Source organism: Pseudomonas sp. Y5-11, assembly GCF_022368695.1.
GTDB lineage: Bacteria > Pseudomonadota > Gammaproteobacteria > Pseudomonadales > Pseudomonadaceae > Aquipseudomonas > Aquipseudomonas parakoreensis.
The window spans coordinates 3,735,244-3,754,501 of sequence record NZ_CP058974.1 but is presented as its reverse complement, the minus strand read 5'-3'; the positions used below and the strand labels follow the sequence as shown (position 1 = coordinate 3,754,501).

Below are 19,258 nucleotides of genomic sequence, written 5' to 3'. Positions count from 1 at the left end.
GACGGTTTGATGTCGGGGCGGACGGCGGGACTTTTGATACTGGCGGGATTACTCAGCGGCTGCGGCACCTCGCCACCGCGTTCGCCGGAAGACATCTGCGAAATCTTCCGCGAAAAAAGCGACTGGTACGACGCCGCGCAAGTCACGCAAAAGCGCTGGGGCGTGCCGATCCAGGTGCCCTTCGCGATCATGTATCAGGAGTCCGGCTACCGCTACGACGCCAAGACGCCGCGCAAATACCTGTTGTGGGTGATTCCGTGGGGCCGGGTGTCGACGGCCGCCGGCTATGCCCAGGCCAAGGATGAAGTCTGGGCCGACTACCAGAAGAGTACCGGACGCAACTGGGCCGACCGCGAAGACTTCGACGACGCCATCGACTTCGTCGGCTGGTACATGGACAAGACCACCTCAATCAACGGCGTGTACAAATACGACGCCTACAACCAGTACCTGAATTACCACGAAGGCTGGGGCGGTTTCCGCAACAAGACCTACGCCAGCAAGGCCTGGCTGATGCCGACTGCGCGCAAGGTGCAGGCGCGTTCCGACGTGTATGCGCGGCAGTATGCCGGGTGCAAGGAAGATCTGAATCGCGGCTTCTGGAGCCGGTTCTGGCATTGGCTGTAGGCCGCCGAAGATCCCTGTAGGAGCTGCCGCAGGCTGCGATCTTTTGATTTTGATTGTAAAAAACAAAATCAAAAGATCGCAGCCTTCGGCAGCTCCTACAGGGGGCGAGGTTTACAGGACGGAGAAGTTGTAGCTCACAATCAACCGGGTCTCATCCACATCCCGCGCAAATTTCTCATAGTTGGTGCGGTAAGTCGCATTGCGCAGACGCAGGCTGACATCCTTGAACGTGCCCGTCTGGACCACGTACTTCAGCTCGCTGTCGCGTTCCCACTCTTTGCCTTCCTGATCGCTGCTCGGGACTTTGATGTGGTCACCGTTGACATAACGGGTCAGGAAACTCAGGCCGTTGATGCCGATGGCTTTGAAGTCATAGTCATAACGCAGCTGCCAGGAGCGTTCCTGCGCCGCGGCGAAGTCGTTGACCTGCACGTAGTTGACCAGATACGGATTGCTGCCATCGAGGTACGGCATCGAGTTGTCGCCGTTCATGCGCTGCCAGCCGGCGCTGAACGTGTGGCCGCTGATGCCGTACGAGAGCATGCCGCTCAACGCGCGGTTGTCGATGGAGCCGGCCTTGGCATCACCGCTGTCGGCGCTTTTCAGCAAACGCACATCGGCCTTCAGCACACCGTCACCCAGCGGCTGGTTAGCCAACATCCCCACAAAGTGCTGGCGATAGATGTCTTCCAGTTCCGCGTAGTGATACTGCGCGGTCAGGCGATCGTTGATCTTGTAATCGATGCCGTACATGTCGAAATGGTCGGCGGTGGTGTTACAGGCGTAGCGCTTGTTCTTGCAGTGCACGCGGATGTCTTGCGAATCAGTGGAATCGCGCGCGGTGTACTTGTCCAGACGCGCGGCCATGAAGGTCAGATCCTTCACTTCCTTAGAGGTCAGCATGGCGCCGTTGAACATGGTCGGCAGCAGACGACCGTCGTTGTACTTGAGCAGCGGCAGATCCGGCAGCAGCGCGCCGTACTTCAACACCGTGTCCGAGACCTTGACCTTGGCGGTCAGGCCCATCTTCGCGTACTGGCCCTTCGAGCCGCGCGGGTTCTCGCCGCTGGACGGCAGCAAGCCGCTGTTGCTGCGATCAGGGCTGGAATCGAGCTGAAAACCGAGCATGCCCAACGCATCAATACCGAAGCCGACCGTGCCCTCGGTGTAACCCGATTGCAGATTGAGAATAAAGCCTTGCGCCGACTCTTCACGCTTGGAAGCGCCCTGGTCGCTGGAAGTGTGCCCATCACGGAAATCGCGGTTGAAATACACCGTGCGCGATTCGATTTTCGCCTTGGTGTCTTCGAGAAAACCGCTGGCCTGAACCTGCGCGGCAAAACCGGCGCACAGCACAGCGGCGCCGAAGCCAAACGACTGGCGCGGGGTGATGAGAGGGAATGGGGGACGCATGAAAAACTCCAACAGTACAGCGTTTGCGCCAGGGCGCAGTCAGCCAGAAAAATAGCTCCCGTCCCGGGTCAGAAACCGCCGGGAAGAAGTGGACACGCAGGGGTGAGCGACAATGATGGCAGATGGCTTTGACGGCCTGAAGGCGACTTTAGTCTGAAACTGACTGGCGATTCTCAAGCACTAGACCGCTCTGAACCACGCATTGCCGGCTCCTTCAGAACGGCGCAACCCGCGTTTTCATTGGCTCGAAACACCGATCTAAGGGTTCTCCCTATACGTCGCAGCTCCGGCGCCTACGGCATTTGCGCCTTGAACGAGGCGGTCTAATCCTCCATCATCCGTCACCTGCTTATTCAATGGACGGAATTCAAGGCATGCTGGACGCCAACGCTACCCACATTACCCTTACCCTCGAAGGCGCCTCCGCCGACCTGCAAGTGCTCAGCTTCACCGGTCGCGAAGCCCTCAACGAGCCTTTCCGTTTCGACCTCGAACTGGTCAGCGCCCGCCCCGACCTGAAACTCGAAGAGCTGCTGCACAAGCCCGGCGTCCTGACCTTCGGCGCCACCGGCGAAGGCAAGATCCACGGCCTGGTGTATCGCATCGAACAAGGCGATTCCGGCAAGACCCTGACCCGCTACAGCATCAGCCTGGTGCCGCAACTGGCCTATCTGCGGCACAACCATGACCAGCAGATTTTCCAGAACCTCACGGTGCCGAAGATCATTGCCCAGGTCCTCGAAGATCGCGGCATCCTGGCCGACGCCTACAGCTTCCAGCTCAACGCCGAGTACCCGCCGCGCGATTACTGCGTGCAGTACGACGAGTCCGACCTGCATTTCATCCAGCGCCTGTGCGAAGAGGAAGGCATTCACTTCCACTTCCAGCACAGCAGCAGCGGGCACAAACTGGTGTTCGGCGACGACCAGACGGTGTTCCGCAAACTCAAGGCCGTGAGCTACCAGCAAGACTCCGGCATGAGCGCCGACAAACCGGTGATCAAACGCTTCAACCTGCGCCTGGAAACCCGCACCACCCGCGTCAGCCGCCGCGACTACGACTTCGAAAAACCGAAGATCCTGCCCGAAGGCGCGGTCAAATCCGAGTTCGCCCCGGACCTTGAGGACTACGATTACCCCGGGCGCTTCACCACCCGCGAGCGCGGCAAATTCCTCTCGACCCGCGCCCTGGAACGCCATCGCAGCGACTACAAACTCGCCGAAGGCAAGGGTGACGAACCGACCCTGACCAGCGGCCACTTCCTGACCCTGGCCGAACACCCGCGCGCTGAATGGAACGACTTGTGGCTGCTGCTGGAAGTCTTCCACGAAGGCAAACAACCGCAAGTGCTCGGTGAAAACGTCACCAGCGATGTCACCGACAACAAAAGCGATTTTCACCAGGGCTACCGCAACAGCTTCCTCGCCACCCCGTGGGACGCGCACTACCGCCCAGCCCTCGAACACCCGAAACCCAAAGTCCTCGGCAGCCAGACCGCGGTGGTCACCGGCCCGGCCGGCGAAGAGATCCACTGCGACCCGTACGGCCGCATCAAAGTCCAGTTCCACTGGGACCGCGACGGCCAGTCCGACGACAAAACCACCTGCTGGCTACGCGTCGCCAGCGGCTGGGCCGGCGCGGCCTACGGTGGCATCGCCATCCCGCGCATCGGCATGGAAGTCCTCGTCACCTTCCTCGAAGGCGACCCCGACCAGCCACTCGTCACCGGCTGCCTGTACCACAAGGAAAACGTCGTCCCCTACGACCTGCCGGCAAACAAGACCCGCAGCACCTTCAAAACCCTCAGCTCCCCGGGCGGCAAGGGCTACAACGAGTTTCGGATTGAAGACAAAAAGGGGGTGGAGCAGATCTACATCCATGCCCAGCGCGATTGGGATGAGAACATCGAGCACGACCAGAAGATTCGTGTGGGCAATGAGCGGCATGACACGGTTGAGGCCAACACCCTGAGCGAATTCAAGGTTGAGGAACACCGGATTACCCATCTGGATCGCATCAGTGAAATGCGCGCGGACGATCACCTGACGGTGGGCGTGACGCAGCATGTGAAAGTCGGTACGGCGCAGTTTGTCGAGGCTGGGACCGAGATTCACTATCACGCGGGTGACAAGGTGGTGGTTGAGGGAGGTATGGAACTCACGGCCAAGGCGGGCGGGAGCTTTGTGAAGGTCGATGCCGGTGGAGTGACCATCAGCGGGGCTGAGGTGAAGGTGAATACCGGTGGTGCGCCTGGCACGGGGACCGGCATCCAGATCCTCGCACCGTTCATTCCTGGCCTCGCGGCCATCGATAACGCCGGACGTCTGATGCAAACCCGCATCAATCAAATGATGCAGGCTGAATCGTTGGCGACAACGCCTAAGCTCCAGGCACCTAAAGGCATCTGCATTGAATGCTTGAAGAAAGCCATGCGAGAAAAACTGGCGCTGCAGTCGGGGGCCAATTGATGACGAAGAGTGATGCCGCGAACGCTTGGAGCGAAGCGCAAAAGAACGCTCAGTCGCTATTCGCCATCGTTGAAATCGGTCTGCTGGCAGAACCCGCCCGGTTGCAGTTTCTCAATGCTGACCCGTCACGCCGACCCTTGATGGTGCAACCGGAGTTCGCCGAACTGCGCAACTACGGCCCGTGGCTGGTCGACGTCAGTCATATGGAATTCGAGGCTTTTCTCGCTCACGAATACTTTACTGGCTGTACCGCCATGGCCAGTTGGATTCGCACCGAGTGTTCCGCCGACAAGCTCGCCGCTCATCTGAGTGATGCGTTATTGGCAAAAAATGAGGCGGGCGAAGTGCTGATGATCCGCAGTTACGCACCGGAAGTGCTGCCGATGCTGTACGCCCGTGACGATCTTTCGTGGCATGCGTGGCTCTTTGGCCCACTTCAAGAATGGTGGGTGCCCGCAGAAGAGGATCAATGGGAGTGTCTGAAAGGACTCAACCTCGAACAACCCGGCAAATACGACCCGATCTTTCTGGATGGCAAGCTGTGGACGGACATGGAGATTGATCCCCTGCCCTACAGCCTCACCACCGAACTGGAAAAAGAAGCGCCGGAAGTATTCAGCAGCACCTGCCACGGTGCACGGCTGAAACAGGTCAAAGAAGCGTTGGACGCGGGCCGCGGAGAAGGTTTGACCGACCCCGAAGACGTCAGCCTGTTTGCCAGCCTGCAACTGATGGATCGCGAATTCCCAGGAAACTGGCCGATGTGGGAAAAGGCCAAAGCGCGAGCGGTTGGAGAGAAGCTGCCGCTTGGGGTGGTGTTGAGAGAGTTGTCGGAGTGAGTTGGGTGATGAACCTGCAAATCAGTCATTCTGTTTGTCCCACACTTTTTGAATATTCAAGATGCATTGCTGGATGAAGGATTTTCGTAAATGACCATGGCCATGAATACCAAGCGGCAAAAAATCTGGCGACGCCGCAATCTTGCCATCGGGATATTCGTATTACTGATGCCTTTTATAGGTTCGTATCTTTATAACCAGTTTCGTACACCGGGCGCGATGTTGACGTCTGAAAACTATATGGATCGCCCCATTCTCAGCTTTTGGATAAACGACTTCTGGGGAGGCAATTTATTTGCAATGGGTGGCGGCGGAGTAATGTGCTGTCAGAGGATCGAGGGTCCTACTGTTAAAGTCACCTGGATTCTCAGCCGTACCGGAGAGCAACTCCGTCAGGGAGTAAAAAAAGAAGAGCATCAGCGAACATTACCTCTTCCTGAGCGCAAGCGAAATGACGTCTATCTTCATGTCCGCTTTCTTCCTGGCAACATCGTGGAACTAAAGTGGAGCCCCAACCTTATCAGTCCATTCGACGAAGTCCCTGATTTGGAAAGCAATACAGCGCAAGGAGGCAGAAAATGAGTGGCACCGATAACCTGGATCGCGCGCAGTCAATAAGTACAAAGGCAAGTGCCTGCGAAGCGGGTCAAAAAAAATCAGTTTTGCCTTGCGAAACAACATTACATTTAAGCTTTTTCTTTGATGGGTTCGGTCGAAATTTAATTAGTGACCTCAAGGAAAACTGCCTGAGCAACGTAGCCCGCTTATTCATCGCTCATCCCGATGACAAGAAGAAAAAAACCGAAACGGCTGAAGTAATTAGAAGGTTTTACATATCCGGCTTGGCCACGGAGTTTGACTCCACGCTTGGCGGTGGTGCCGAATTGAGCGGCGCAGGGCTGGATGGCGCTTTGAGCAAAGCTATGGATAGCGCAGTCAAATCGCCTGAAGACACAGCAAAGAACAGCCCATTAGATGCTGTCAAAGATGTTCTGACAGGTAAAAAATGGTGGGAAGCCTTACTTAACAACCTCAAGGTCGGCAACATCATTACAGGCGCGATCAAAGCTGCCGCACCAGCAGCGTTTGATATTTTCGCAATTACGCGCGATAACGAAATAACAGCGACTTACCTGAAAACAGGTGTTGACACACGGCTTGAAGCTGCATTTAAAGTTGTTGAAGATACCCTCGAGTCAACAAAAGCCAAGACGGGCGTCCCTGTTAAGCGTGTGGCAATTTCAGTTTTTGGGTTTGATTTCGGCGCAAGCTTGTCCCGTGCATTTATTCATAAGCTGTTTGAAGAGTGCGATCCTGGCACGACCACTCTTAAAGGTGTCAAACTTGAAGTTATTTTTGCCGGCTTGTTCGACTCTGTGGATCGAAGCGGCGAAAGCTCCATCGTCCTGGAATACTTGGTCCCATTCGTAAATACTGTCGATGATGGAGAATGTCTGGCAGGCCCAGTTAAGTCTGCCCTCCACCTCGTGGCTGCACACGAATGTCAAGACTCCCGACGCTCTAGACTGATCGGAACCGGCACTTCGACCCCGAAATGGGAAGAACGGTTGGTACCAGGCACAAGTTATGACGTTGGAGGCGGGTTAAAAAAACGAGAAGTCCCTCATAGCACCGAGCTTCAATTGGTGAGCCTACACGAGATGTACCAAGCTGCTTATCGCGCCGGAGTGCCATTTCTTTCTCTAAATGAACTGCATGAAGCTGATGCGGACGCGGCAGAATATTTTGTTCTCAATGATCATATCAATGGCACCAGCGCTATTGGTGCAAGCAAAAATTACATGAGCAATGCAGGTAACAAGAAAGTCTCCGCTGAAAGCTTTTTGGCTCACCGACGTTTATACATTCAAAGGTTGCGGGGCCTGTGGGAATTGTATCGGGGCCAGCACAAAGCTTACGACGACGAGGAAGAGCGCCTTCAACGCCCCATTCTGGGCAAGCAAGGATCAATCGCCCGTGCGTTCGGGATGAGCAGCGAAAGCGAGGCGCAAGCAGCAAAACGCGATCAAGCGCTCAAGCAAACGCAACAAGGTAAGGCCGCCCTTCGTGCCGAACTCAGCTGGCTTGAAGACGTAGATCGGGAAGCCTGGAGATTGAAAACCAGCTTCCCTTCCGCCCCAGTAAAAGCGCTGTTGGACGAGTGGTTCGCTCCCGTCCCAAAAGGTCTCAGCTTCGACGTGGAAGATCTGCTCGAATTTTACGTAAACGATCAATACATGATCCAACAGATACCTAAAGGCACGGGTGCTCCAATACCGAAGTATTTCCGCGTTCGGGAATTCGACATGCCGAGCCTGAATAAAACCAAGGGGATGGCCCCTGACTATCTGGAGCAGATGATGCGCAAACCTTCAGCGGAGTCTTCAGGTGCATCGACCTAAAGCAAGGCAAAACTCATCGCGGGCTCAAAGTCTGGGCATCGCTCTCTTGGTTGGGACTTCATTCGCTTGATAGATATTGCTGCGGACGCACGCCGGCGCAGAGCCTGGCGACGAAGACAGATAGTCCTGGCTTTGGTGGCTTTGATATTCATCTACGCCGCCCCGAAAATTCTGGGGTTACTTCGGACACCCGGCGCCATGCTGACATCGGAGAACTACACGGATCGACCGATTTTCAGTTTTTGGGTCAATGATTTTTGGGGTGGCAATTTGTCCGCAATGGGCGGCGGTGGAATTACGTGCTGCCAAAGAATTGAGGGAAAAACGGTTCGGGTCAAATGGATCCTTAGCATTACGGGCGAACAGTTCGAGCAGGGACTGAGGCAAGAAGAGCATGAGGCGATATTGCCTCTACCTCAACAAAAACGCACCGATCGGTATCTGCATGTGCGTTTTATACCCGGCAATGTTGTTGAGTTGAAATGGAGTCCAAATCTGGACAACCCATTTGATGCTGCTTTAGATGAAACGGGCCATTGATTCATTAGTGTTCATAATTGATGGAGAAATGCGTTGCAGACGCAGGAATATAATTTTAGCCTTTGGATTTTTGCAATTGATTGATATTGCTACGGACGCACGCCGAAAACGAACATACCGACGGAGACGAATAGCTCTAGCTGTGTTGGCCTTACTGCTTTGCTACGCCGCCCCGAAAATACTCGGCCTGCTTCGAACTCCAGGTGCAATGATGACCTCGGAAAACTATATGGAGCGCCCGATATTTAGCTTCTGGGTCAACGATTTTTGGGGTGGGAATTTATACGCCATGAGTGGCGGAGGAATCATGTGCTGCACTCGCTTCGGAGGTGAGACAGCCAAAATCATCTGGATCTTGGACATGACTCGGCAACAGCAATTACAAGGTGCCATAGAAGAGCGTCATGAAATTGAGCTTCCGTTACCAAAACGTCAGTCAGAAGACCAGTATCTGCACGTTCGGTTCGATCCTGGCAATAAGGTACGTCTGGGCTGGAGTCCGGATCTTTTTAGCCCATTTGAAACGCGACCATCCAATAAAAATGCTGGAAGCATAGGGGCGCAATGAGAGTTCGTGACTTAGCGAGCCCCAGACAGTGGCGTCGTACAAAAATATTGGTCAGCGTGGGGATGCTGCTGGCGGCCTTTTCGATCCCCCTTATTCATGATCGAGTCCGTACGCCAGGTGCAGCCCTCACCTCTCACAACTACACGGAACGACCTATCGGGAGTTATTGGGTTAACGACCAATGGGGTGGTAACGGAGGTGTAACTTGCTGCTGGAGCATAAGCGGTGAATCTGCAAAAGTTGTCTGGATTCTGAGCATGTCTCAAGCTCAAGAAAATCAGGGAATGAAAATTGAAAGGCACGAAACTCAAGTGGCTTTGCCTGAACGAAGCCCGGGAGATGACACGTTGCATGTCTACTTCCTGCCGAACAATCGGATTGAGTTGGTGTGGGCAGCCAAAATGCTGGATACGCTACCTCTCCGAACGGAAGCTTTGATGCGTTAACACACGGGCCGAGTCTCACTCCCTACCCGTGTCTATATTTACCTCATCAAACCGGCGCCTTCCAATCCAGCATCTGCTGCTGCGCCACCTGCAGCAAATCATTGCCGTCCTGCGCCAGCAGGTACAGTGCATGGGTAATGTGTGGAATGTCCTGAACATCGCCATGCCGGAAGCACATGCAGTGCAGGGTTTCGAGCAGGTCGCTGCAGGCGCGGATGCGCTGGACGGCGGACTCGAGGATGTCTTGGGGGTTGGCTTGGGTGTCGATGACCATTGGCGCGCTGTCGGTGACGCCGCTGTTGAGCGGGTGATAACGGCTTGGGAGCGGATTTGGTGTAAGCATATTGATTACTCGATTGTTTCGAAAGTAACCCGCCAGCACCGTGACCAAACGATGGGAGGCGGACCGTGTACAGGCTTGGTCAACCGAGAACAATCAACTCAGCTCGCCCGAAGGCGTCCTGCACACGGCCACCACAGCAATGCACTACACGGTCAAAGAACTCCGCGGTGCAAATAATGGCACATATGCAATCGATTATTCTCAGGTGACCAAACCCGAATCGCTGATTTTGCAGCGACGCCAAACCATAACCGCCCCGCTCCCGCCGCCGAAAGCAGACAAGGCATCACCCCTTGTAGGAATCGGCACCGCATCCCCGAGAAATCATCCCTCTGCCAGACAGCCGGCGTTCAGCCCGGTTAACCATCGCTTAACGCCGCAGTCCAAGACTTTACTGAACCGCACACCTCAGCCCCTGGCTGGCGCCAAGTGCGGCAGGTTCGGCCGTATGGCGCCGAACGTTTATTCCGTCGCACGGGAGTCTGATTCATGAACATTCGCACGCTATTGCTCACCTCCGCCCTCGCCTGCAGCGCGTTCGCCGGGCTGGCTCAGGCCAATGACACCACCGCTACGACCAAGCCCGTTCCCTACCAGTACGGCATGCCGTTGCATGTGAACAAAGTGATCTCGCTGACCGAGCCACAGACTCAGCAGTGCAAGGTCATCACCGCTGACATGAAGTACATCGACAATGCCGGCAAGCCGGCGGAAATCACCTATCGGAAAATGTCTGACGCTTGCAACTTCCAGAACTGACAGAAGGCTCTGATTTGCGGCTTTGCGGTAGGCGATGAAGGCATCGCGGGTTATGCTCGGGATCCCTTCTTACTGCCGCAAGGACTCGCCATGCAGTTGTCGTTTCGCACATTGTCGATCATCACCGCTTCGTTGTGTTCTGTACTGGCGCTGGCCTGGGGCTTTTTCCCGGAGGTGTTGCTGGCGATCTGGAGCATTGAGTATTCGAGCTCGGTAGGTTTTGTCGCGCGGCGCAGTGCGGTGCTGTTTGCGGCGTTGGGGGTGATGTTTTATCTGGTGCGCAGCGCGCCGCCGTCGCTGGGTCGCAATGCCCTGAGCAACGGGTTTATCGTCGGTTGTTTTGGTCTGGCGGTGCTAGGGTTTGGCGAATGGCTGAACGGCCATGCCGGCCCCGGGATTTTGCTCGCGGTGCTGGTCGAGTTCGCGCTGGGCCTCGGCTTTGTGCAGGCCCGGCGCGTGACGGTCGAACTGGGTGAAACCGTGAGTTAAACGGCTCTGGATCGTGGGCTGTAATGCGACTGCGTGGTCTGTTGCGCCAGATCCGAACGCAGGCCGGCGATCAGGTCGTTGATCTCGCGGCAGCCATTCAGATGGCTGGCATCGATACCCGTGACGTGCAGATCAACCTGGTCAGTCTGGTGGTCGCCGAAGACCTTGACGGTCATCGACAGGTCGGGCGACAGCGTGCACTGGCAGCGTTTAGGCAGAAAACTGCTTTCAATGATATTGCGTAGTTCCAAGGCAGACAGAAACATGGTGTACCTCTCCTTATTGATGAAACTGCCAATCAACTCTTCACGTTGACCGCTTTTGCTGCCCCTGCACGGGTGTGTCCCCGCTGATTCCCTGGTGCGGCAAACGGTTGTACGGCGAAATGCCCATTGGAGTGTAGGCGCCCGAAGCCGGTGCGCTGCACCAAAGCGACGCATAAAACGTGCCTTTCATCGGGTCATTTCGACCCTCATGAAATCAAGCACTTGGCGCGGTGGCCAGCAGTTGGCCAGTTGCAAAATGCAAGATCGATCCTCCTGGGCACTGCAATTTGCAAGTCGCCGCCGGTTTGCATTCATCGCTGATGACAGTGAGAATGCCCGACATCCACCCTACACCCGCCAGGAGGCTTTCATGGGTTCTTTACGCGCTCGCGCGACAATCGGTCTGCTCGTTGCCGGCCTGTCCACCCTCGCCCACGCGGCCAAGCTCGAAGACGTTGCACCCTATCCCAAGGCGGAAAACGGCTTCACCCGCCAAGTCATCTACCTGCCCAAACAGGATCAGGAAGAGAATTTCCAGGTTGAAGTGCTCGCCGGCAAAACCCTGGAAGTCGACTGCAATCGTCAACGTCTGGGTGGTGTACTGGACGAGAAAAACCTCGAAGGTTGGGGCTACCCGTTCTACCGGCTGGAAAAAGTCATCGGCCCGATGAGTACCATGATGGCCTGCCCACCCGGCACCGCGAAGAAACGCGCGTTTGTCCCGGTTGTCGGTGACGGCTTCATGCTGCGCTACAACAGCAAGCTGCCACTGGTGATCTACGCCCCGAAAGATGTCGAGGTGCGCTATCGCATCTGGTCGGCTTCGGACAAGGTCGGCACCGCCATTGCGGAATGACCTGAACAGGGAGCACCAACCTTGATTACTTGCCATGTGCGATACGTGATCGATCCGTACCAACTGACCGAGTTCGAAGCCTATGCCAAGGCCTGGCTGGGCATCGTCGAGCGCTTGGGCGGCACTCATCACGGTTATTTCCTGCCCTCCGAGGGCGCGAGCAATATAGCTTATTGCCTGTTCAGCTTTCCTTCGCTGGCCGATTACGAAAGCTACCGGCACATCGCGCTGACCGACCCGGAAAGCACGGCGCTGGTGGAATCGCTGGTGCAGAAGAAATTCATCGTCAGCTACGAGCGCAGTTTCCTGCGCCCGTTGCTGCCCTGAGTGTAATCACGCCGGGACGCCGCACATCGCGGCGCGCTCGGCGACGTGGCGCAGGCTGTCGAAGTTGATGTTGGCGCCGGAGTCGACCGCGACGAAGGTCTGCTCGCGAACACCGCTGCGCGCCACGTATTGCTTGATGCCGGCCACCGCCAATGCTCCGGAAGGCTCGGTGATCGAGCGGGTATCGTCGTAGATATTCTTGATCGCTGCGCACAGCTCGTCATTGCTGACGGTGACCACCTCGTCCACGCAAAACCGGCACACCTCAAAACCATAAGCGCCGATCTGCGCCACCGCCACGCCATCGGCGAACGTTCCGACACTGGGCAACACAACGCGCGCATCCGCTTGCAGCGCCGCCTTCAGGCAGGCCGAATGCTCCGATTCGACACCGATGATCCGTACCTCCGGCCGCAGGTATTTGACGTACGCCGCGATGCCGGCGATCAGGCCGCCACCGCCCACAGGGACGAAGATCGCATCCAGCGGCCCCTGATGCTGACGGAGGATTTCCATGGCCACCGTGCCCTGGCCGGCGATCACCTCCGGGTCGTCAAACGGCGAGACGAAGGTGCGCCCGGTCTGCTCGGCCAGTTGCAGCGCATGGGCCAGGGCAAACGGAAAACTCTCGCCATGCAGCAGCGCCTCGGCGCCACGACTTCGCACGCCGAGCACCTTGAGTTCAGGCGTGGTCGAGGGCATTACGATGGTCGCCGCGATTCCCAGTTCCCGCGCCGCCAGCGCTACGCCCTGCGCATGGTTGCCCGCCGAAGCGGTGATCACCCCGCGTGCTTTCTGCGCATCGCTCAAATGCACCAGCTTGTTGTAAGCGCCACGGATCTTGAAGGAGAACGTTGGTTGCAGGTCCTCGCGCTTGAGCAGGATCCGGTTGCCCAGCGCCTCGGACAGCGCCGGTGCCGCCTGCAATGGCGTACGCACGGCGATGTCGTAGACCGGCGCGGCGAGGATCTTTTTCACGTACTGCTCAAGCAGGGTTTGCTGGTCGGGGCTGTATTTCATCGTCATCTCCGGGCGCTGTGTGCAGGAGCTGCCGGAGGCTGCGATCTTTTGACTTTGTTTTTCTCAAATCAAAAGCAAGATCAAAAGATCGCAGCCTTCGGCAGCTCCTACAGGGAGCCTTCGTTGGTAAAACCCCGGAGACAGAAAATGAAAACCCGCCTCTAGGGCGGGTTGGGTGCTGCAGTCGTGAGCTAGCCCGCCAAATGAGGAATGGCGGTAATAATGCTTGGCTGGCAGCGCAATACGGTGGAAGTCATGGGCCTGAAATTAGCCCGGCGGCGACCGGCGAGTCAATGGTTTATTTGACGCTGACGCTATAGGCTGGCGTCGGCCAAGTCACCACGGATCACTTGGCCAACCGCCGCAACCCGAACAACATCCCCCCGGCCCCCAACAACATCACCAGCAGAAACGCCGGGTAGGAAATCCACCACGGCGTGCCCGCCGTCATCATGCTGAATTCCGACATCCCGCCAATGCTCGCAATCAGGTTCAACGGCAGAAACACCACGTTGATCAACGTCAGTTTGCGCAGCAGATTGTTCATGCTGTTGTTCATCAGGTTGCCACGCGCATCGATCAACCCGGAGAACACCGTGGAGTAGATTTCCGCCTGTTTGTAGCATTGGTTGTTTTCGATGATCAGGTCGTCGATTAATCCGATCGCCTCGCTGCCAAAGTGCTGTTTTTCCGCATGATTGCGCAGCCGCGTCAACACCGCGCCGTTGCTGTGCAGGGCGTTGATGTAATAGATCAGGCTTTCGCTGAGGTTGAACATCTGCACCAGATGCTGGTTCTGCATCGAGGCGTTGAACTTCTGCTGCAGCTCGCGGGCGACCAGTTTGATTACCTTCAGATGGCCGAGGTAATGGTGGATGTTGTTGAACAGCAGATCGAGCAACACATCCAGCGGCGCATTGAGCGGCTGGCGCGTGCCGATGCCGTGCAGCGGCGTGTCATCGGTGGCGATCACCAGCAACTGACCGGGCGCAAAAAGCAGGCCGCAGGACGACACCTCAAACGCCAGGCTGCCACCGCCGGAATAGTTTTCCGGGCGTTTCCAGATCAGGAACAAGTGGTCGGGGTGAAACTCGATTCGCGAGACTTCGTCCGGGTCCAGCGCCGAGGCCAACGCGTGTTCGTCGACCTTGTAGTGGCTGTGGAGCAAGTCACGCTCGGCCGCATCGGGATTGCTGAACAGCATCACCTCGGCGTCCAGCCGCTCGACCCGCTGCAACGCGCCATGAGTCAGTGCGAAGCTGCTGATCATCGGCGCGTCACCAGGCCTGGCCGCGACGTTTGAGTTCCAGCCGTCGCACAAACTCCTCCAGCACCAGTGAATACAGATCGTCCTGCAAGTAAGCGTCTTCGATACCGGCGTCGAGGTTCGGGTTGTCGTTGACCTCGATCACCACCACTTTGTCGCCGGCCTGTTTCAGGTCCACGCCGTAGAGGCCATCGCCGATCAGGTTGGCGGTCTTCACCGCCAGTTCCACCACCGCTCGCGGCGCCTCGTGAACGGCCAGGGTGCGACACTCGCCGTTGACGTCCTGGCCCTTGGCTTTGTGGTTGTAGATTTGCCAGTGGCCCTTGGACATGAAGTACTGGCAGGCGAAGATCGGTTTGCGGTTGAGCACGCCGATGCGCCAGTCGTACTCGGTGTAGAAAAACTCCTGAGCCAGCAGCAATACCGAGTGTTCGAACAGTTCGGCGGTGGCCTCCAGCAGCGCCTGCTGGCTTTCGACCTTGATCACTCCGCGAGAAAAACAGCCGTCGGGGATCTTCAACACCAGCGGAAAACCGAGGCGTTCACCGACCCGTTCGAAATCTTCCGGTCGTTCCTTGTAGAGAATTTCCGTGGCGGGCATGCCCAATTGATGGCTGTTGAGCAGGTCGGTCAGGTAGACCTTGTTGGTACAGCGCAGGATCGACGTGGGGTCGTCCATCACCACCAGGCCTTCGCTTTCAGCCTTCTTGGCAAAGCGATAGGTGTGGTTGTCGACGCTGGTGGTCTCGCGAATCAACAAGCCGTCGTACTCAGCGATCCGCGCATAGTCCTTGCGCTCGATCAGCTCGACGTCGATGCCCATGCGCTTGCCGACCCGGACGAAATTCTCCAGTGCCTTGGCGTTGGATGGCGGCAAGGCCTCCTGCGGATCGTGGAGGATCGCCAGGTCGTAACGCGCCACTTGCGGCGAGCGTGGCGCCCGCCAGACTTTACGACTGAAACCGTCCAGCGCATTGGCGAACTGATCTTCCTGATCGTCGCGCAACTTGTGCAGGGCACCGGACTTAATGCCTTCGATGTGCCAACCGTTAGTTCGCCGAAACTCAACTAACAGAATCGGGCACGGAAACACTTCAAACAATTGTTGAGCCAGATCCTGCAGCGGCTCGATATGCGTTTTGCCGAAGTAAAGCGTCAGGGTGAAACCTTCGGTATCGCTGTACAGATGATGACTAAGGGCTTTTTCCAGAGTTTTGTCGAGGTCGTCCAGTGCCAGACCGTAAAGCGACTTTTTCGTCAGTTCACTGATGGTGCGCACCGATGGAATCACCTTGTGGCCGCGGGCTTCTGCCAGCAGTGAGCAGTAGTAACCGTGGCCCAGGTACTTGTAGCTGCGGCACAGATTGATCACCTGCACCCGCTTGCCCGGCTCGTTGTCACGGGTTTGCTCGAGGTATTCCTGAGCGGTGACGATGTCCTCGCTGGGGAAGTACGAGGCCCAATCTTCCTTGCGTTCGACGATGATCAACACTTGACTGGAAGTTCTGATGACTGGATTTAAAAAAGTTGCCGCCGGCAAACTTTGCTCGGATACTTCGCGCCAATGACCCTGTACCGCTGACATAGAGATTGATCCGTTGGAGAACAAGACCATTTCTATTAAGCACGAAGTTTTTCGAAAGTCCCGTTTCGTTACGCAACTTTTACGGTGGTCATATGAATGCTGTTTTCCGTTTGGCGGTAGTTGAAGATCTGCCAGCGCTGCTGGCTCTGGAAATGCAATGTTTCACCAGCGACCGGCTCACCAGCCGCAGCTTTCAATGGATGATCACCCGCGCCCATGCGCAACTGCTGGTCGCCGAACTTGACGGTCAATTGCTCGGCTACGCCCTGGTGCTGTTTCATCGCGGCACATCACTGGCGCGCCTGTATTCCATCGCCATTGCCGGCGAAGCGCGCGGTACTGGGCTGGGAAAACAATTGCTGCAACGTATCGAGGCCTGTGCCGTCGAGCATGACTGCGCGTACCTGCGTCTTGAGGTGCGAATCGACAACCCCGGCGCCATCGCGCTTTACGAGCGCAACGGCTATCGGCGCTTTGCGCTGATTCACGATTACTACGAAGACCATGCCGATGCGCTGCGCCTGGAAAAGCGCATTGTTCAGCACCGTGATTCGCGCAACATCAAGGTGCCCTATTACCCGCAAACCACCGATTTCACTTGTGGCCCGGCCTGTCTATTGATGGCCATGGGCGCATTGCAGTCGGCGCGCTCACTGGAGCGGCGCGAAGAATTGCAGATCTGGCGTGAGGCGACCACGGTGTTCATGACCTCCGGCCATGGTGGCTGCAGTCCTCAAGGCCTGGCACTGGCCGCTTGGCGTCGAGGTTTCCAAGTGCGTTTGCAGCTCAGCATGGCCGGGCCATTGTTTCTCGATGGTGTGCGCGATGAGCATAAAAAAGACGTCATGCGCCTGGTGCACCATGAATTCACCACGCAAATGCAAGACACCGACATTGAACACAAGATCGAACCCCATCTGGATTTGCCGCGCCTGCTGCAGGCTGGCGGACAGCCTCTGGTGCTGATCAGCAGCTATCGCCTGACCCGTTCCAAGTCCCCACATTGGGTGGTGGTCACCGATTGCGATGAAGACTTTGTGTACCTGCACGATCCGGATGTCGACCACAGCCAGCATCGTCAACCGATGGACTGCCAGCATGTGCCGGTCAGCCATGGCGAGTTTGAGAAGATGAGTCGCTTTGGGCGTGGGAAATTACGGGCGGCGGTGGTTGTGTATGCCCGCGCTGTGCCAACTATTGTCAGGCCCTAGAGGTTTTTTTTGTGGCGAGGGAGCTTGCTCCCGCATGAGTGCGTAGCGCTCACAAGGTCTTGGGGCTGCTGCGCAACCCAGCGGGAGCAAGCGCCCTCGCCACAGGACATCCGTGAAAAATTGAAGTGAGGTCACTTCAGGCCAATCTTGTACAGCGCACCGTCCTGCTCATCCGTCAGCACGTACAGATAGCCATCCGGCCCCTGCCGCACATCACGAATCCGCTGTTTAAGCTCGCCCAATAGCCGTTCCTCGTGCACCACCTTGTCCCCATCGAACTGCAAGCGGATCAGCTCCTGACTGACCAGCGCGCCGATGAACAAATTCTGCTGCCACGGCTTGAAACGATCAGCGTCATAGAACGCCATGCCGGAAACACCCGGTGATTTCTCCCAGACATGGTGTGGGTCAACCGCACCTTCGACACTTTTGCCCTTGGCTTCGGGAATCGGTTGCAGAGAATAGTTGATACCGTGGGTCGCCAGCGGCCAGCCGTAGTTTTTGCCGCGCTCGATGATGTTCACCTCATCGCCGCCTCGGGGTCCGTGTTCGTTCTCCCAGAGTGTGCCGTTCCACGGATTGAGCGCCGCGCCCTGCGGGTTGCGGTGGCCGTAGGACCAGATTTCCGGACGCACGCCGGACTGGCCCACGAACGGATTGTCGTCCGGCACCTTGCCATCGGGGAAAATCCGCACGACCTTGCCCTGCAGTTTGTCGAGATCCTGCGCGGTCGGCCGATCATTGTTTTCGCCGAGGGTGATGAACAGATAGCCATCGCGGTCGAACACCAGACGTGAACCGAAATGGTTACCGGTCGAGAGCTTCGGTTCCTGACGGAAAACCACCTTGAAATCGCTGATCGTCTTCAAATCGTCCGACAGCCGGCCTCGCCCCACCGCCGTCCCGGCCTTATCCCCGGCGCCACCGCCCTCGGCGTAGGACAGGTAGACCAGTCGATCCTGCCGGAAGTCCGGCGACAGCACCACGTCGAGCAAACCGCCTTGGCCCTTTGCCCAGACCTTGGGCACGCCGCTGACGGGCTCGGAACGCTTGCCATCAGCGGTAATCACCCGCAGGTTGCCCGGACGCTCGGTCACCAGCATGCCCTGACGATCCGGCAGAAACGCCAGCGCCCACGGATGCTCCAGGCCTTGAGTAATCGTGGTGACTTCAAGGGTGCCCTGCTCGCTTTGCAGCTCTTGGGGGGCAGCGGCGAAAGCTGAAGCGCTGATCAGCGCGCCGGCGCACAGCGTGGCTAGAAAGGTTTTACGCAACATGCACGATTCCTTTTGTTCGTTTCGAAGGCTGACAGGCGCTCAGGCCTGATGTTCAACGGTTGCTGTCTCCATCACGCGGCGGTGGGTTGGGAATGAATCTGGGTGGCGTACCCGGTACCGAGCGTTGCTGCTGACCATTGCCGATGCCGCCATTGCCAACGGTGGGCGTACTGGGCACCGGCACTGTATTCGGCCCGCGAATCACCGGCGTACTGGGCTGGGTGCCCTGCATGCTGTTGGGATTGGCGCGGCGAATCGGGCTGTTGTAGGGATTGTTGCTGTTGCCGGTGGGACTTTGTGCCAGCAACAGCGGCGCGGACGGTGCCGTGACCTCGGCATGTGCAAGACCTGCCCCAAGGAGCAGAACGATGATGCCGGGCAATATTCGGTTCATGGGATGGCCTCTCGATGTACAGGTGATAGAGCCTTCGAGTCCACGCTACGCCCCGGGTTCGGATTTGTTAACCCATCGCCCTTAAACAAGATGTAACACGGCTTGACCGACAGCACTGCTGTCTCCGGCAAACGCTGGAAACTTTCGCCGCCGGCTGCAGG

General features: G+C 57.2%; 20 protein-coding genes and 1 pseudogene. 13 read left to right on the top strand and 8 right to left on the bottom strand.

Features of this window, described 5'->3' with window-relative positions; genetic code table 11:
- The first annotated feature begins 6 nt into the window (after positions 1 to 6).
- Positions 7 to 627, top strand: a complete 621-nt coding sequence (locus HXW87_RS16585) for a lipoprotein (RefSeq protein WP_041064347.1) — start codon at positions 7 to 9, stop codon at positions 625 to 627.
- Between the two features lie 111 nt (positions 628 to 738).
- Here the strand turns inward: HXW87_RS16585 and HXW87_RS16580 are convergent, their stop codons facing one another.
- Positions 739 to 2,040 (bottom strand): OprD family porin, encoded by a 1,302-nt coding sequence (locus HXW87_RS16580; RefSeq protein WP_239776672.1) that lies wholly within the window; start codon positions 2,038 to 2,040, stop codon positions 739 to 741.
- A gap of 374 nt (positions 2,041 to 2,414) precedes the next feature.
- Here HXW87_RS16580 and HXW87_RS16575 point away from each other — a divergent pair, with 374 nt between their 5' ends.
- The 7 genes from HXW87_RS16575 to HXW87_RS16545 all read left to right on the top strand — a co-directional run bounded on the left by HXW87_RS16575 (position 2,415) and on the right by HXW87_RS16545 (position 9,303).
- Positions 2,415 to 4,508 carry a type VI secretion system tip protein VgrG gene (locus HXW87_RS16575; RefSeq protein ID WP_239776670.1) on the top strand — a complete coding sequence of 698 codons (2,094 nt, stop codon included), beginning with the start codon at positions 2,415 to 2,417 and terminating at the stop codon, positions 4,506 to 4,508.
- A complete protein-coding gene (locus tag HXW87_RS16570) occupies positions 4,454 to 5,347 on the top strand; it encodes a DUF4123 domain-containing protein (protein WP_182401303.1) in 894 nt (297 codons plus the stop codon). Before HXW87_RS16575 ends, HXW87_RS16570 begins: the two co-directional genes overlap by 55 nt.
- 90 nt (positions 5,348 to 5,437) lie before the next feature.
- A complete protein-coding gene (locus HXW87_RS16565) occupies positions 5,438 to 5,929 on the top strand; it encodes a DUF3304 domain-containing protein (protein ID WP_239776668.1) in 492 nt (163 codons plus the stop codon).
- Positions 5,926 to 7,749 (top strand): DUF2235 domain-containing protein, encoded by a 1,824-nt coding sequence (locus tag HXW87_RS16560; protein ID WP_182401305.1) that lies wholly within the window; start codon positions 5,926 to 5,928, stop codon positions 7,747 to 7,749. The genes HXW87_RS16565 and HXW87_RS16560 overlap by 4 nt, the downstream gene beginning before the upstream one ends.
- Before the next feature lie 135 nt (positions 7,750 to 7,884).
- Positions 7,885 to 8,289, top strand: coding sequence for a DUF3304 domain-containing protein (locus tag HXW87_RS16555; protein ID WP_239776666.1), 405 nt, complete (start codon positions 7,885 to 7,887; stop codon positions 8,287 to 8,289).
- A gap of 211 nt (positions 8,290 to 8,500) precedes the next feature.
- Positions 8,501 to 8,857 carry a DUF3304 domain-containing protein gene (locus tag HXW87_RS16550; RefSeq protein ID WP_239776664.1) on the top strand — a complete coding sequence of 119 codons (357 nt, stop codon included), beginning with the start codon at positions 8,501 to 8,503 and terminating at the stop codon, positions 8,855 to 8,857.
- On the top strand, positions 8,854 to 9,303 hold the full coding sequence (locus HXW87_RS16545; RefSeq protein WP_182401307.1) for a DUF3304 domain-containing protein: 450 nt from the start codon (positions 8,854 to 8,856) through the stop codon (positions 9,301 to 9,303). Before HXW87_RS16550 ends, HXW87_RS16545 begins: the two co-directional genes overlap by 4 nt.
- 46 nt (positions 9,304 to 9,349) lie before the next feature.
- Here HXW87_RS16545 and HXW87_RS16540 read toward each other — a convergent pair whose 3' ends face one another.
- Complete coding sequence (locus HXW87_RS16540) at positions 9,350 to 9,646, bottom strand: hypothetical protein (protein WP_166495844.1); 297 nt, start codon at positions 9,644 to 9,646, stop codon at positions 9,350 to 9,352.
- 489 nt (positions 9,647 to 10,135) lie between these two features.
- Between HXW87_RS16540 and HXW87_RS16535 the strand changes: the two genes are divergently transcribed.
- Positions 10,136 to 10,405 carry a DUF2790 domain-containing protein gene (locus tag HXW87_RS16535; RefSeq protein WP_182401309.1) on the top strand — a complete coding sequence of 90 codons (270 nt, stop codon included), beginning with the start codon at positions 10,136 to 10,138 and terminating at the stop codon, positions 10,403 to 10,405.
- A gap of 90 nt (positions 10,406 to 10,495) precedes the next feature.
- Entirely contained in the window at positions 10,496 to 10,894 is a 399-nt protein-coding gene (locus HXW87_RS16530) for a hypothetical protein (protein WP_047294639.1), read from the top strand.
- Here HXW87_RS16530 and HXW87_RS16525 read toward each other — a convergent pair.
- Entirely contained in the window at positions 10,891 to 11,160 is a 270-nt protein-coding gene (locus tag HXW87_RS16525; RefSeq protein WP_047294641.1) for a DUF1652 domain-containing protein, read from the bottom strand. The genes HXW87_RS16530 and HXW87_RS16525 overlap by 4 nt on opposite strands.
- A gap of 370 nt (positions 11,161 to 11,530) precedes the next feature.
- Here HXW87_RS16525 and eco point away from each other — a divergent pair, with 370 nt between their 5' ends.
- Entirely contained in the window at positions 11,531 to 12,016 is a 486-nt protein-coding gene (gene eco / locus HXW87_RS16520; protein ID WP_047294643.1) for a serine protease inhibitor ecotin, read from the top strand.
- A gap of 21 nt (positions 12,017 to 12,037) precedes the next feature.
- A complete protein-coding gene (locus HXW87_RS16515) occupies positions 12,038 to 12,343 on the top strand; it encodes an NIPSNAP family protein (protein ID WP_003225174.1) in 306 nt (101 codons plus the stop codon).
- A gap of 30 nt (positions 12,344 to 12,373) precedes the next feature.
- Here HXW87_RS16515 and ilvA read toward each other — a convergent pair.
- The 3 genes and pseudogenes from ilvA to HXW87_RS16500 form a co-directional block, all read right to left on the bottom strand.
- Positions 12,374 to 13,369 (bottom strand): annotated as a pseudogene (gene ilvA, locus HXW87_RS16510) (threonine ammonia-lyase, biosynthetic); the annotation flags it as partial.
- A gap of 340 nt (positions 13,370 to 13,709) precedes the next feature.
- The gene (locus HXW87_RS16505; protein WP_182401319.1) at positions 13,710 to 14,633 is read right to left on the bottom strand and encodes a magnesium transporter CorA family protein; all 924 of its coding nucleotides are present in this window, start codon (positions 14,631 to 14,633) and stop codon (positions 13,710 to 13,712) included.
- A gap of 7 nt (positions 14,634 to 14,640) precedes the next feature.
- Positions 14,641 to 16,215 (bottom strand): RimK family protein, encoded by a 1,575-nt coding sequence (locus HXW87_RS16500; RefSeq protein WP_239776662.1) that lies wholly within the window; start codon positions 16,213 to 16,215, stop codon positions 14,641 to 14,643.
- Positions 16,216 to 16,307: 92 nt separating this feature from the next.
- Between HXW87_RS16500 and HXW87_RS16495 the strand changes: the two genes are divergently transcribed.
- Positions 16,308 to 17,426 carry a peptidase C39 family protein gene (locus tag HXW87_RS16495; protein WP_239776653.1) on the top strand — a complete coding sequence of 373 codons (1,119 nt, stop codon included), beginning with the start codon at positions 16,308 to 16,310 and terminating at the stop codon, positions 17,424 to 17,426.
- A gap of 131 nt (positions 17,427 to 17,557) precedes the next feature.
- On the opposite strand, the gene HXW87_RS16490 is transcribed toward HXW87_RS16495, so the two are convergent.
- Both HXW87_RS16490 and HXW87_RS16485 read right to left on the bottom strand, forming a co-directional pair.
- On the bottom strand, positions 17,558 to 18,703 hold the full coding sequence (locus tag HXW87_RS16490) for a PQQ-dependent sugar dehydrogenase (RefSeq protein WP_239776651.1): 1,146 nt from the start codon (positions 18,701 to 18,703) through the stop codon (positions 17,558 to 17,560).
- 52 nt (positions 18,704 to 18,755) lie between these two features.
- The gene (locus tag HXW87_RS16485) at positions 18,756 to 19,097 is read right to left on the bottom strand and encodes a hypothetical protein (RefSeq protein ID WP_239776649.1); all 342 of its coding nucleotides are present in this window, start codon (positions 19,095 to 19,097) and stop codon (positions 18,756 to 18,758) included.
- Positions 19,098 to 19,258: the final 161 nt, after the last annotated feature.